Source organism: Mesorhizobium sp. P2_D6 (genome assembly GCF_056404315.1).
Genome location: NZ_JBFUEG010000001.1, coordinates 495,536 through 509,674 on the forward strand (window position 1 = coordinate 495,536; position 14,139 = coordinate 509,674).

Consider the following 14,139-nt stretch of genomic DNA (forward strand, 5'->3'; position numbering starts at 1 on the left):
ATCTCGACCGCTATCGCAAGACAAGCCTTCAGGCCGTGCTTGAGGAACACGCTTCGGCAATGTCGGCCACAAACCTGCTGGCGTCGCTGATCGGTAGTCGCTCAGCGGATGTTGCGCGCGGCGTTGGACAGGGTGGTGAACAAAGCGCGTCGCGATTGCGGGACGGCAAGCATGAAAACGAGACCGATGCCGTAGTTGAGGGCAAGCGCCAGAAAGACCGCGAGCAGGTCTGACTGGCCGGTCAGCGACGCCGGCAACCACAGGTACAAGAACCAGGCAAGCAGGGACGAGGCAATGAAAAGCCCCTGCATAAGCAGGAAGTCGGTGGCGGTCACCGGACCGACGCGATGAACCAGTACCGCAAGCACGGGAACGCGCAGCACGTAACCGCTGATGGCATAGGCCGCGGCAACGCCGACGGCGCCCCAGTGCAGGCCGACGACGAACGCAGCGACGGTCGTCAGCGACGAATAGATGCCCCAGTGGAACATCGTCTTCGTCTTGCCCTGACAGATGAATATCCACCCCGTCGTGCTTGAAACGGACTGGACGAGGCTGGCGATGCCCAGCCAGGCAAATATCGGCGCGACCGGCGCCCAGCCCGCGCCGAAGAGAAGTCCGACGATCTGATCGGAGGTCAGCGTCAGCGCGGCGATGCCCGGCATGGTAACGGCTGCCAGCATCCAGTTGGTGCGTACATAGATATCGCGAAAGCGGGCCTTGTCGTCGTGGATGCGGCTGAGCAGCGGCACCATAACCCGCGTCAGCGGCTGGTTGATGTTCTGCAGCGGGAACAGCAGGAGCTTGTAGGCGCGGTCGTAATAGCCGAGCTCGATCGCACCGGAATATTTTCCGATGAGAATGTTGTCGAGATTGCGCGAGAAGAAGTTGGCAAGGTTGAAGCCGGTCAGGTTGGCGCCGAACGACAATATGTCGGCGTCGACTTTCAGGTCCGGCCGCAACGGCGTCCATCGCGCCACCCGCCAGGCGGCAGCCAGGGCGACAACAGCCGAAACCGCCGGGCCGATGACCAGCGACCAGTAGCCGAGCCCCGCATAGGCCGCGATCGCGGCGGTCAGAAGTCCGGCAGCGGCGCTTATCACGTCGTTCAGTGCGAGCTGGCCGAACTGCAGGTGGCGATTCATCAATGCCAGCGGCACCGCGGCCAGACTGCCGAGAAGTAGCGGCAGGGCGGAGCCAAGGGTGATGCCGGACATGCGTTGATCGCCGTAGAACGCGGCGACGGCAGGCGACAGGCCGGCCACCACCACGGCACTGCCCAGCCCGACCAGCGCGCTGATCCAGAACACCTGGTTGAGCTGCTGGTTGGTGATGTCCTTGCGCTGAACCACAGCCTGCTGCAGGCCCAGATTCTGAAGCAGTCCGACAAAGGCCACGATCGGCCCGACGGAAGCCACCAGACCGAAATCCTCGGGAACGAGCAGACGGGCGAGCACGATGACGGAGAGAAACTGGATCGCCATCTTGAAGCCCTGGGCGCCGATGGTAACCAGCCCGCCGCGCAGGGCGACACGACCGAACTGGGGGGGCGGATTGGCGTTCATGCAAGCGACCTCGTTTCGCCAAGCTGCATGGCGATTTCCACGAAATGTTGGTTCAGCAGATCGGAGTTGAACTCCGCCTCGATCTTCTTGCGCGCAGCGAGGGCGATCTCTTCACACCGCTTCGGGTTCTCAGCGATCCAGGCAAGTTTCCCGGTCAGCGCCGCAACGTCCCGCTCAGGCACGAGAAAGCCTGTCTTGTGATCATCGATCAGTTCGGGAATCCCGGAATGATATGTGCTGACCACTGTCAGCCCGGCGGCCATCGCTTCCATCAGCGAAACCGGAATGCCTTCCAGATCGCCATCGCGCGCGCCGACGCTGGGCAGCAGGAACACATGCGCATCGCGCAGACGCTGCTTGACTTCGCTGTGCGGCCGGGACCCAAGAAAACTCACCCTGTCGGCGATGCCGAGATTTGTAGCGATCGCCTTCAACTCCTCAAGAAGTTCGCCGCCGCCGATCACCGAATAGACCCAGTCGCGGCGCGGCAGGCCGGCAAGCGCACGAAGCGCATATTCGATGCCCTTCTTTTCGGTCAGGCGGCAGACCGAGATGAAAGAGAGCGTGGCCTGCTCCCACGAGCGCCACTGGTAGTCGATCTCATTTGGCCGCACCCCCATATGGTGAACCACAACCTGCTCGGGCGATGCACCGACCTCAATCAATGCGTCGCGGAAAAATGCGTTTACCGGCAGTTGAAGAACGCCCTTTTCGAACACGATTTTGTAGCGCGCGAGCGTATTGTCATGCAGCGGCTCGCCGACATCGCGGCCGTGAAATATCGTCACCAGGGGAGCGGAAATCCTGCCGCGCTTGATGGCGCGCGCCACGCGCATGCCGTTGTTGCCAAAGTGGGCGACGATGACGTCGGCGCCCTGCAATTTTCGCGCGTGAGCAATGTCGATGGCCGTCGAGAGCTTGTCCCAGAACCTGCCGGACCACTTCCTGAGCAGCGGGCGATAGCGACCCAGACCGCCCCACCAGCATACGACCTTTCCTGGCAGCGCCTGCCAGCGCGGATCGTCGATATTGCGGTCCTTGCCGAAGGATGTCTCGTTACAAACCACACCGACTTCCATGCCGCGCTCAAGGCACCCGGCTATCTGGTCGAGAACGAAAGTCTCGGACAATGAGGGAAACTTGTCGACTACGAAGCAAATCTTCATCGGCAGGATCCGCCCGTGCGGGGAGCTGGTGTGCCCCTGACGACAGCCGGGCGGAAAACATCGTGCGCGAGGCACAAGACATGCAGCATGAAATTCGACCGCTGTTTGGCCCACCCGCGCAGACGTTAGTACAGGTCTTGCTGCACTGCAACATTTTTGGTGCAGCGTAGCAAGATTCCCTCGATTTGGCGTCTCTGCCGATCAATCGCTCAAGGGCGGTGTCAGCCGGCAGACGAAGGATCCGCCCAGCCCTCGGCAACGCCGACATGCCTGGCAGGTTCAGCCCCGCGCCAGCAGCCCAGCCATCTGGTCTGCGACGAAGGTTTCCGAAAGGAGGGGGAATTCGCCGACGACAAAGCCCACGCGCATGACCCGCCCCATAAGGTTGGGGCTGCCCGGACCCCCAAGCGGTCCATATCGCACAAGCCCTAATGTAGACAGGCAGAATACACGTTGATTGTTGCGGTGCCACAAAAATATTGCACTGCAGCAATCAAAAGTGATCAGGAAGGATCGGCACGCGACGCCTGGAACTGGGTCATGGAGCCTTGCGCAACTGCCATCGCCCGGTGCCGCAGCGTGTCAGATGAATTCCAACGCGATTCGCTTAGGCTGCGCGCTCCAGGCCGAGACGCCTTGCGCTGTCGAGCACGCCCATGAACGCGGCAAACTGAAGGTCCGGGTTCATTTGCGGCCGCTCCGAAAACTGACGTGCTGCCGCTGACAGCCGCTTGTACTCGGCCTCATCGCTCCACAGCCGTCTGACCGCTGCGACCCAGTCGGCGAGCGGGGCGTCGTAGTCCAGCACCACGCCGCCGGAGCCAACCGCTTCCGGCAGCCCGCCGCGCCGCGAGCCGACCACTGGAATTCCGCTGCAATGCGCTTCCGACGCCACCCGGCCCCAGGCCTCTTCCCATTTGCTGGGCGCAAGCAGGATCTTCGTGCGTCCATAGACCGTCTTCATATCACTGGTGCGGCCTTCCAGCTTGACGTTCGGGAATGGTGCGATAGTTTGCTCGATCCGGGCCCGATGATCGTCGTCGAGCTTCCAACTTTCGACGAACAGGAACGGGATCTCGGGACAGGCGGCGGCAATGCGCACCGCAAGATCGAAGCCCTTCTCCTCGTAAGGATTGATCATCGTGACAAACTCACCGGTCGTCGGCGTGCTGTAGAACGCGGGATTGATGGTCGGCGGAATAACCGTTGAATCGATATCGAATTTTGCCTTGTAAGCGCGCGCGGTGAACTCGGAATTGGCGATATAGACTGCCGAATGGAGCTCACGCAGATCGCCGGCCAATTCGTCGAATTCGACATTCCTCAGATAGACTGCCAGCGGCACGCCAAGCGTCTGCAACTCTCTGCCGATCGGCACCGAATTGTGGCACTGCACGACCGCGACATCCGGCCTCAACTTTTCGACGGCGAAGCCGGCTGCTTCCCAGGGAAACCACGCCCGAACCACCGGATAGCCCGGGAAATTGTCGATGACCGCGCGCTGACGAAGGAGTTTCATCTTGGCGCGCGCCTTGAAGCCGAACATGCCGTCGCCGAACAATGCTGCCAGAACGGAAGCCTCGTGACCGTTCTCGCGCAATTGTTGGACCAGGTGGTGGGTGCTCGACTGAACGCCGCCGCTGAATTGCGGCGTGTAGCCGGTGCCGCCTGCAAACAGAACTTTCATGAACCTGGCTCCTCGTTGTGCCGCCTTGCCCTATGCCGCCATCCTGCCGATCGAGAAATACTCGATGCCGTGGCGGGCGATGACCTTGGGATCGTAGAGGTTGCGGCCGTCGAAGATGACCGGCGTGGTCAGCGCATCCTTGACCGCGTCGAAGGACGGGGCGCGGAAACTCTTCCACTCGGTGGCGATCAGCAACGCGTCGGCGCCGCGCAGTGCTGCCTCCTTGGTGCCGCACAAAAGCAGATCGTCGCGCAGGCCGTAGATGGCCTGGCATTCCTGCATCGCCTCGGGATCATAGGCCTGCACCTTGGCGCCGGCCTTCCACAGCGCTTCCATCAGGACGCGCGCCGGCGCCTCGCGCATGTCGTCGGTGTTGGGCTTGAAGGCGAGGCCCCAGAGCGCGAAGGTCTTGCCTTTGAGGCTACCCTTGAAATAGCGGTGCACCTTGTCGAACAGAACGGATTTCTGCTCGTTGTTGCGCTCCTCGACGGCGCGCAGCAGCTTGGCATCGAACTTGACGCCTTCGGCGGTCTTGATCAGCGCGCGGACATCCTTGGGGAAGCACGAGCCGCCATAGCCGAGGCCGGGATAGATGAAGTGGTAGCCAATGCGCGGATCCGAACCGATGCCCTTGCGCACCTCCTCGATGTCGGCGCCGAGCTGCTCGGCCAGATTGGCCATCTCGTTCATGAAAGAGATCTTGGTCGCCAGCATGCAATTGGCGGCGTATTTCGTGAATTCGGCGCTGCGCACGTCCATCACGATCATCTTCTCGTGGTTGCGGTTGAATGGCGCATAGAGCTCGCGCATCACCGCCTCGGTGTCCTCGCTGTTGGTACCGACGATGATACGGTCGGGCTTCATGCAGTCGGAGACGGCGGAGCCTTCCTTGAGGAATTCCGGATTGGAGGCGACGTCGAAAGCCAGATCCTGGCGGCCGCGCGCCTTCAGCGTCTCGGCGATTTTGGCCTTGACCTTTTCACAGGTGCCGACCGGCACTGTCGACTTGCCGACCACGATCTTGGGGCTGTCCATCTCACGGCCGATGGTCTCGGCCACCGCCAGTACATATTTGAGGTCGGCCGAGCCGTCCTCCCCGGGTGGCGTGCCGACCGCGATCATCTGGATTTCGCCATGCTTAACGGCGGCGGCGGCATCGGTGGTGAATTTGATGCGGCCGGCAGCGTGGTTCTCCTTGACCAGAGCCTCCAGGCCCGGCTCGAAAATCGGCACGAAGCCCTGGTTGAGCCGCTCGACTTTCTTTTCGTCGACATCGACGCACACCACCTGGTGCCCGACTTCCGCCAACACCGCGGCCTGCACGAGACCGACATAGCCAATTCCAAAGACCGTCAAATTCATTCGGGTTAATTCCTGTTCACGCCCTGTGGCCTGATATGGCCGAGCCGGTTCAGATCTACTTTATGCTGCTTACACTACATGCCAGCGATTCCGGAAACTGGCACGGCTGGCCGAGCGCGGTGAAGGCAACGCGTTGCACCTGCATCGATACCTGGCGGCCGGGATCCGAAAAAGCGCCCATCCAGTTGGTCAGCGTGTCGCTGCCCCAGAGGCTGAAGAATATCTTCTGCGAATGGGTCGGCAATTGCTCGGGATTGGTCACTTCCTGGACCAGCCTGCCGTTGACGTACCAGCGCAGCCGGTCCTTTTCCCAGATGAAGGCATAGTCGTTGAAGCCCTTGTCGGTGCCACCTTCGACTTCGGCCAGCTTCTCGTTCTTCGGTTTGCCGGCGATGTAGCTGTTGACCTGCACCTTGGATGTGTCCTTGGTCAGGACCTCGAAGTCGATCTCGTACCAGGGCTGTTTGTCGGCGGGGCCGATATAGGTGAAGAAAGCGGCGTTGAGGCCAGAACCGGTGTCCGTCTTCATCCGCGCTTCATAGGTTCCGTAGCCAAAACGCTGCTTGGTCTGGATCTCGGCGCAGGCGAACTCGCGATCCTTCAATTTGCGCTTTTCGAAGCCGAGCGTCAGCATGTTGTCGGAAAGTTTGACCAGGCTTTTCGACCAGGTGCAGTTCTGGTGGTTGCCGTTCGACCAGCCGTCGGAGACAAACCAGCGCGATCGATCGAAACTCTTGAAATCGTCGACGAAGGACGGTGCGCTTTTCATCTCCGGCGAGGCGTCCTGGGCACGGGAGGGCTGCGCGGCGCCGAACAGAGCTGCGGCTGCCGCCAGCAGAAGCGCACCAATGGACAGAAGACGCAACGGCCGGTTTGGCTGCGCCGAAATCATGGCATCGACTGCCATGATGGGGGTCGTCTTGGGATCTTCGTTCATATTATCAATTCACCTTTGTGCTGTTCCGCCCCAACCCAAAGTCACCGACTGGCCCACATCCCAACGGGCCGATCCCGATCCTCCGTCCCCTCGAACTTTCTCGTTTGTGCCTCGTATGACCGGCTTCAGCCAGAGCGGCCTGCGGATTTGACGTATTCGGCCTGAGAATCAGGACCCAAGGCATTCTCGTCGACAATCGCGTCGAGTGAATGACGCAGTTCCTTCATCCGGCTGGTCTGGCGCACCAATTCGGCGATGCGCTGTTCGCAGTTCAGGATCGATTTCGTCAACTCACCGATCTCAGACATCCTGCTTGCCGACGCCGAGCCATTCTCCATCGACTCGACCAGGAAGGCCGCGTTGGTGGACTTCGACCGATAGCGATTCTCCAGCCCGGTTTTCTCAGCCGCGATCTCGGCCGTGATCTGATCCAGCAACCTTGCCAGACGGTCGAAACGCGCCAGATCGGTCTGCTTGTCCCGGGCCGGGTCCCTGGACCTGAAGCCGAAAATTGAAGCCATCCGGTTGGCCTTCCAAAATTGCTGCACCGCAACATACAGTGCCATCGTCGGGACGCGGAGGCAACCTCCGAGTTTCAGAAAGGCAATTTTTTCAGCTTCCGTGCTCGTTGCAGCGGACTGGAGAGGCCTACTTGTTCGGGGACGTGCTGGTCCCCGCCATCAAGTACCGCAAGGGCGGCACTGGCTGCTGTCTCGGTGACAAACCTACGTGACGAAACAACGCATCGAGCTTGTCCGAGGCCACACCGCAAACGATGGGAATGAGGTTCGATTGGCTGGCCAGCGCATAGGCGGCGGCAGAAGCCATGCCGCGCTCGGCCTTCACATCGAGGAAATTGCGCAGCCGGTATTTGTCGCGCACGTGCCGCTCGTGCTTGCGCAGAACGGCCTTGGAGCCTTCCGGCAGGCTGTCGATCTTGAGAAGCGCCAGATCGGCATCGGCCAGGCGCTTCAGATCCTGCGTCTTGTGTCGGCCACTCAGCGAATCGGCGCGCACGATCGCGCCGTAGCCGCAGGACCGGATGACCTTGAACCGCGCGCCGAGGGCAAAGGCACGGGCATAGAGTTCGTAATCTTCGCCCAGACGCAGGTTTTCGTCGTAGCGCAGCTCATGCCTGTCGAGGAAAGCCCTTGAAATGACCGGCTTGAGAAAGCCGAGCTCGCCGCGCTGGACGCGCCTCCTGGAAATGTTGCCTTCGATGAAACGCTCGAAGTCGAGGAACTCCGGATCCGCCGAAAAGGCCGGGGCGACGATTTTGGAAACATCGGTCGCCGTATCGTCGCGGATCAGCATGATGTTGTCGGCGGCAAAATCCCAGTCGGTGCTGGCAAACAGCTGGCGGAACCGGCCCTCGAGAAAGAAATCGTCGGCGTCGAGAATGCTGATGAAGGGCGATTTGGAGCCGGCAATGGCGGCGTTGCGGGCGAAAGAAGGGCCGCGATTGACGTCGAGGCGGATAACCGACAGCCGGCCGCTGCCATCGTCGGCAGCAGTGGCGACTTTTGCGGTGTCGTCGGTGGAGGCATCGTCGACGACGACGACTTCCGCCACCTCCGGCTCGCGCAGCGCCGAGGCGATGGCCGCGGGAATAGTGCGGGCCGCGTTGCGGGCCGCGATGATCACGCAGACCTGGGATTCTGTCATGGACATAGGGTGGCCTTTCGATTGCATAAATTGTTGCGAGGCCCCTCGCCCTTCCGGCGCGCGGCGCCGGATCCCGATCCATCCTCCCGTGATCCATCGCCAGCGAATCGGGACGGAACTTTCTCTGCCTGCTGTCTGACGCCCCTCGTCATCACCGGCCTTCCGGTCGCTCAAAGATCCGCCGGCTGAGGTCGGCGGACGCGGCCCAGCCTGCTTCGGTCAGGTAGCGGACAGGTTCGCGGCCGCATAGTTCCCACAAAACGGTGCGCCGTTGCGGCCATCTCAGCGACGACAGCCACGGCGCGATAACCATGTGGAACAGGTCTTCATTGCCGATGCGTGACAGGATCCTGGCGGCCCGATCCGAGAGCAGCGTGCCGGCGCCGCCAAGCAGCACGTCGGCGGCGCGCAAGCCCAGCAGCAGCGTGTCGGCCAGCCCCTGCTCGGCCGCGTAGTCGAGCACATTCCGCTCCTCGGCCTCGCTCAGGCGGCTGGCCGCGGCCCTGATGTCGCAGACATAACCCGCGCATGGCTCGCGGTTGAACAGCGCCTTGGCGACACTGATGCAGGACAAGAGCAAGGTGTCGGAAGCCGAGATGAAAGGTACGCTGGAGCCGGCGATCGCAAGCGCGCGCTTGCGGCGCAGAAAGCCGTCCGTGTCGCGTGGGCTTGGCGATCCCGGCTGCTGCAGCCGGTAGTGGAGATCGACGGTGGACAATTTCGGACCCTGGCTGCGAACCATATGCTGTTCGCCCAAAAACCGCACCCACCAGACGGAGCGGGACTTGCCGGCGACCTCGTAGCCGATCGAGCGCAGCGCATCGCGGGCTTTGAAGAAGCCGGCTGGCGACACCAATATGTCGACATCGCCGGACGGCTTCATGAAATGGTCGCCATAGAGCAGTTGCTGTTGGAACGGTCCCTTCAGGAAGACAAAATCGATCTTGCTGGCGCGCAGCGCCTCGTCGATGGCCATCGAGTCCATGATGCCGGACGAGTTCATCGCGATCGCGCGCCGGCGGTAGGTGTCGAGCCACTCGAGCAGCCCAGGCGGGGTCTCGCCCACGGGTGGGCGCGACAGCGCCTTCAGCACAAAGGTCGCGACCTTGTTCAGCCGCGCGATGTCGCAGACATCGGCAACGGAGATGGCCGGTGCAGGCGCAGTGCTGGCGCTCGCCTCCCGGTTGAAGAATAGCCGCAGGCACGCCTGCACATAGGCCACTTCGTCGGCGCAGCCGGCGGCGCACAACCTCTCGAAGGTCCCTTCCTGCAAGGCCATATGCTCCAGCATCTCCGCAAAAAATTTTGTGAGGCGCGTTATATTGCAAGTGCGAAGCAAAGCATCGCCAAATTAAGCTGCCGCGTCCAGTTTTTCCTTCGGGGCCGACCTCACCACAACCATAGCGTTTAGCGACACAGTTGCGCAACGCAGCACGGGCGTCGCCGGAATCGGATCGGCCGACAGCACGCCTGCAGCAATTTCCGTGCGGCTTTGCTCGAGCCTAAAAGGCGGGCATTCCAAGTAGAAAATTTAGTGTAATTAAATCAGATGCTTAATTAATCGCCACGGATAGATTGTTGAATTCACTTGGGATGCGCGGCTAGAGTGCAGATGCAAGCGTTTTGATCACCATTGAAGGCGGCCGCAACCGAGAATTGATTAACGGCGGGTAAATCAGGCTTGACTCATAAATGCTGCCATGCAGCTATTGCGGTGCAGCAATAGATCGCTGCCGGCAATCGACAGGCCGCTTCCAGTCCAGAATTGGAGAGTAAAATGGAACAGAATGTTGAAAAGCATGAGTACGAAACCCCAAGCCTGACGGTCCACGGCTCGATCGAGACCATCACGCAGGGCGGCTCATCAGGTGCAGTAACGGACGCTGCATTCCCGGCAGGAACGCCTTTCGGCGATATTACCTTTTCCTGACTCTATCGCAGTCTTTCCAGAGTGACGACGTTGGGGCTCTGGGTCTCAAAACATAAGAGAGTCGGGGGCCAAAAGCCTCCGATTTCACTTCATTGCCTGGAACTGCGAAGCGTAGTGTAAGCGAGGTTTTGGGATGAACTGGAAGCTATCCGCCCGCCATTTGACTGACGACAATTTAGTGACTGCGACCAAGGACGCCGTGGCTTGCGAGTTCGGTAATGGCTTGGCGTTACTCAATCTCAAATCCAATGTCTATTACAGCCTGAATGGTGTGGGTGCTTTCATCTGGAACCTCATTCAGGAACCGAGGCCAATCGCGGACATTCGCAGCGCCGTGCTTGCGCGGTACAATGTCGACCCAGAGCGCTGCAAGGCGGATGTCGATGCTTTGCTGACGGGCTTGGCTGAGAATGGGCTTGCGAGGCTGCATGACGAGGAATTTGTCTAAGCAAGTTCCGCGAGCCATGGTTTTGCAGCAAAGACGTGCGGCAGAAAAAGGTGAAGCTAAGCGTTTGCCCGGGCGACGCGGCCTGGCCAGGGTTCTTTCCCTCAGCGGCTCGGATGTCATTTTTCTCAGCCACTGTCTGCTGGTGATCGTTACGGTCCGGCTTGGACTGTCGCTGCTGTCCTACAACCGTGCTCGCAGCCTGGTGACGCGGATCGACGCGCGTCAGTGCGCCAGTATGGGCCAATTGCAACGGGTCGCTTGGGGGGTTGCCGCGGCTGCCCGGCTTGTGCCGCACGCCAGCTGCCTTACCCAGGCACTTTCGGGTCAGTATATTCTCGCGCGCCAAGGCAATGCCTCGACAATACGCATTGGCATTGAGCGCGGCACCGGCGAACACTTGAAGGCACATGCCTGGTTGGTCAGCGACAGCCACATCGTGCTTGGCGGATCGATTGACGGCTTCACCCATCTGGTCGACGACGGCAACGGATGAGCGGCGTGGCCGGAATCCTGCTGCGAAAAGGACATGCCTCGGCGGTGGCGGCGGTTGACGTCCAGCAGATGCTGGCGCGCATGCGCCATCGCGGTCCTGACGGAAGCTCCTGGTGGCTGGACGCCGGCATCGCTCTTGGTCATGCCTGGCTCAACACGACAGACGAAGCCGGGCCCGGCCCGCTGACGATGGCCGGCGGCAAGCTCGCCATCACGGCGGACTGCCGGCTGGACAACCGCGACGAACTGCTGGCCAGGCTCGGCATCCGCGACAGGTCGGTCGCCGATGCGACAGTGGTGATGCGGGCCTATCTGCGCTGGGGCGAAGCCTGCCCGGTGCATCTGCAGGGCGACTTCGCCTTCGCCATCTGGGATGCCGAGCGGCAGCTGTTGTTTTGCGCGCGCGATCATTTCGGGGTCAAGCCGTTCTACTACCACGCGGCGGACCGGCGTTTTGTGTTTGCCTCCGAGATCGGCCCGGTCCTGGGCGTCGACGGCGTCGACGCCGGCGTCAGCGAGCACCAAATCTCCGGCTTTCTCGCCGGGCTTCCCGACGACCCGCAATCCACACCGTACAGCGATATCTTCGCTCTGCCGGCGCGGCACAGCCTGACAGTCACCGCGCAACAGGTGGTGCTGCGGCGCTACTGGCAAATCGAACCATCGCAACGACCCCTGCGGTCAGATGCAGCGGAAGAATTCGCCCATCTGTTCTCGCAATCGGTGCACAACCGCATGCGGGGGAGTTCATCGGTCGGCGCGATGCTGAGCGGCGGCCTCGATTCCTCATCGATCGCTTGTGTCGCTGCTTTGCAGAATGCCGCTGAGCGCAAGCCCAAGCTGCCCACCTTCTCGCTGGTGTTCGACAAGGGATCGTCGATGGACGAGCGTCCGTTCATCGACGCTGTTCTTGACCAGCAGAGGTTTGACGCGACACTGATCCCGGTCGGCAACTATGCGCCGTTCGCTGAATTTGAACGTGTGCTGGAAGAGCAGGAAGGACCTTTCCTGGCGCCGGGCCTGACGCTCACCCGTGGCATCTACCGGACGGCGGGCGCTAAGGGCATCAAGGTGCTGCTCGACGGCCATGGCGGCGATGAGGTCGTTTCACAAGGCCATGGCCATCTGCATGAGCTGGCCAGTGGCGGCAGGTGGATGGATCTGTGGCGAGAGATCCACAGCGCCTCCAACACCTATGGCGACAGCAGGCTTGGCCTCTATGTCCGGTTCCTGACCGTCTACGGGCCGGCCTGGCGCATCGCCAAACTGAGACACATGGCGAACCGTCTGCTGAACAAGATACGCAAGCCAGCGCAGGCGTTCCGCGGCCGAAGCTGGCGCAACTTGATCAATCCGGACCTGGTCAGGCGCACCGAGCTTGTCGACCGCTTTCACCGCGCCGGAACCATGCCACCAGGGGTCCAGGCCAGCGACGCGTTGAGCCATCGCTGGATCCTTTCCAATGGCTATGTGCCGCATGCTTTCGAGGTTCTCGACAAGGCCGCGTCCAATTTCGGCGTGGAGCCGCGCTATCCTTTCTGGGACAAGCCGCTGGTCGAATTCTGCCTGGCACTGCCGGGCGAAGAGAAACTGAACCACGGATTTGGCCGCTATGTGCTGCGTCGCGCCATGGAAGGGGTCCTGCCCGCGGCGGTCCAGTGGCGGCGCGACAAGATCAATTTCACGTCCAATCTCGTCAACGGCATGCTGCGCAACCACCGCGACCTCTTGGAACAGCTGCTGGTTTCGGATGCGAGCCGCATCGCGCCCTACGTCAATCTGCCCGAGGTGAGTGCGGCCTACGCGCGGCTGCAGCGCCAGCCCGATCGGGCGGCGGCGCTGGACATCCAGTTTGTCTGGCGCTCGGCCTCGCTGTCACTCTGGCTGCGGCAGGTCCAGCACGGTGGGAACCCTGCGTGATGTCCTCTAACGCACCACTTGATGCACGTCGTGCGCATCGCGGGGCTGCGCGAGAACGCCGCTTCTACCGGGCCTATGGTTTGACCATTGCTTCCGAGGTAATGCTGCCCGAACTGGAACCGGCAGCGGCGGCGGTGGCCGATGTGCTGATCAGCGTCGGCCCGATCAACATACCAAAACCCTCGGCTGAAGCAGCGACCGACTTCTGTTTCGAGCCAGACCGGCAATATCTGGCCTGGCAGACGGTCGGCGCCTTCCTGATCACCGATGCCTGCCGCATCGAGGTCGAGCCGGCGCCTGATGTCGACGATGCGCTGCTGGCGTTTCCGCTGCTCGGCCCGGTCATGGCGCTGCTCCTGCACCAGCGCGGCCTGCTCATCCTGCATGCCAGCGCCATTGCTGTCGGCGGCAAGAGCGCTGTTTTCATGGGCGACAAAGGCGCCGGCAAATCGACGACGGCAAGCGCTATGATCGGCGCCGGACATCGCTTGCTGACCGACGATGTCGTAGCGCTCGATCTCACCGAACAGCCGATGATCGTTCCGGGCTTTCCGCAGTTGAAGCTCGCCGCCGATGCCGCCGCCGCGTTTCCCATCCGGCAAGCAGAGATACGCCCGCAGGTGCATGCGGCGATCGACAAGATGCAGCATCGCCTGCGTGGCGGATTTTCAAGCGAGATGGTGCCGGCAACGCGGATCTACATCCTGGAGCGCGGCGAAAAGGCAGCGATCACGCCGCTGCCGAACATGGGCGCCCTGCCGGCTATCATCAAATTCTCCTATGTGACGCGGTTCGGTCGCCCGGCCCTCGTCGGCGATTTTGCCACGACGCACCTCCGCCAATGTGCAGCCCTCGCCAGCCAGATCGGCGTCTGCCGCCTCGAAGTGCCGACCGGGCTCGACCGTATCGGCGAGGCCGTCGCCCTGATCGAAAACGATCTGGCCGCCGACAACGGGCCGCGGTGAGC

At 61.7% G+C, this 14,139-nt stretch carries 13 protein-coding genes; 5 read left to right on the top strand and 8 right to left on the bottom strand.

What is annotated here, in order from left to right; translation table 11 throughout:
• Positions 1–101 precede the first annotated feature (101 nt).
• The 8 genes from AC1D1L_RS02225 to AC1D1L_RS02260 form a co-directional block, all read right to left on the bottom strand.
• Positions 102–1,565: a lipopolysaccharide biosynthesis protein gene (locus tag AC1D1L_RS02225; RefSeq protein WP_477338435.1), complete on the bottom strand. Its 1,464-nt coding sequence runs from the start codon at positions 1,563–1,565 to the stop codon at positions 102–104.
• Complete coding sequence (locus tag AC1D1L_RS02230; RefSeq protein ID WP_477338437.1) at positions 1,562–2,845, bottom strand: glycosyltransferase; 1,284 nt, start codon at positions 2,843–2,845, stop codon at positions 1,562–1,564. The genes AC1D1L_RS02225 and AC1D1L_RS02230 overlap by 4 nt, the downstream gene beginning before the upstream one ends.
• Before the next feature lie 493 nt (positions 2,846–3,338).
• The gene (locus tag AC1D1L_RS02235) at positions 3,339–4,418 is read right to left on the bottom strand and encodes a glycosyltransferase (RefSeq protein ID WP_477338439.1); all 1,080 of its coding nucleotides are present in this window, start codon (positions 4,416–4,418) and stop codon (positions 3,339–3,341) included.
• Between the two features lie 30 nt (positions 4,419–4,448).
• Positions 4,449–5,780 carry a UDP-glucose dehydrogenase family protein gene (locus AC1D1L_RS02240; protein ID WP_112560562.1) on the bottom strand — a complete coding sequence of 444 codons (1,332 nt, stop codon included), beginning with the start codon at positions 5,778–5,780 and terminating at the stop codon, positions 4,449–4,451.
• A gap of 55 nt (positions 5,781–5,835) precedes the next feature.
• Positions 5,836–6,717 carry an endo-1,3-1,4-beta-glycanase ExoK gene (gene exoK / locus AC1D1L_RS02245; RefSeq protein ID WP_477338441.1) on the bottom strand — a complete coding sequence of 294 codons (882 nt, stop codon included), beginning with the start codon at positions 6,715–6,717 and terminating at the stop codon, positions 5,836–5,838.
• A 125-nt stretch (positions 6,718–6,842) separates the two neighbouring features.
• Complete coding sequence (locus AC1D1L_RS02250) at positions 6,843–7,238, bottom strand: hypothetical protein (protein ID WP_477338745.1); 396 nt, start codon at positions 7,236–7,238, stop codon at positions 6,843–6,845.
• Positions 7,239–7,365: 127 nt separating this feature from the next.
• Entirely contained in the window at positions 7,366–8,388 is a 1,023-nt protein-coding gene (locus tag AC1D1L_RS02255) for a glycosyltransferase family 2 protein (RefSeq protein ID WP_192249497.1), read from the bottom strand.
• 145 nt (positions 8,389–8,533) lie between these two features.
• Positions 8,534–9,661 carry a nucleotidyltransferase family protein gene (locus AC1D1L_RS02260; protein WP_477338443.1) on the bottom strand — a complete coding sequence of 376 codons (1,128 nt, stop codon included), beginning with the start codon at positions 9,659–9,661 and terminating at the stop codon, positions 8,534–8,536.
• Positions 9,662–10,159: 498 nt separating this feature from the next.
• Here AC1D1L_RS02260 and AC1D1L_RS02265 point away from each other — a divergent pair, with 498 nt between their 5' ends.
• From AC1D1L_RS02265 to AC1D1L_RS02285, 5 genes are all read left to right on the top strand, one after another.
• Positions 10,160–10,312: a lasso peptide gene (locus AC1D1L_RS02265; RefSeq protein ID WP_183445775.1), complete on the top strand. Its 153-nt coding sequence runs from the start codon at positions 10,160–10,162 to the stop codon at positions 10,310–10,312.
• A gap of 133 nt (positions 10,313–10,445) precedes the next feature.
• The gene (locus AC1D1L_RS02270; protein ID WP_477338445.1) at positions 10,446–10,760 is read left to right on the top strand and encodes a PqqD family protein; all 315 of its coding nucleotides are present in this window, start codon (positions 10,446–10,448) and stop codon (positions 10,758–10,760) included.
• A gap of 16 nt (positions 10,761–10,776) precedes the next feature.
• A complete protein-coding gene (locus tag AC1D1L_RS02275; protein WP_477338447.1) occupies positions 10,777–11,253 on the top strand; it encodes a lasso peptide biosynthesis B2 protein in 477 nt (158 codons plus the stop codon).
• Entirely contained in the window at positions 11,250–13,172 is a 1,923-nt protein-coding gene (locus tag AC1D1L_RS02280) for a lasso peptide isopeptide bond-forming cyclase (RefSeq protein WP_477338449.1), read from the top strand. The genes AC1D1L_RS02275 and AC1D1L_RS02280 overlap by 4 nt, the downstream gene beginning before the upstream one ends.
• Before the next feature lie 80 nt (positions 13,173–13,252).
• Entirely contained in the window at positions 13,253–14,137 is an 885-nt protein-coding gene (locus AC1D1L_RS02285) for a phosphoenolpyruvate carboxykinase (ATP) (protein ID WP_477338451.1), read from the top strand.
• Positions 14,138–14,139: the final 2 nt, after the last annotated feature.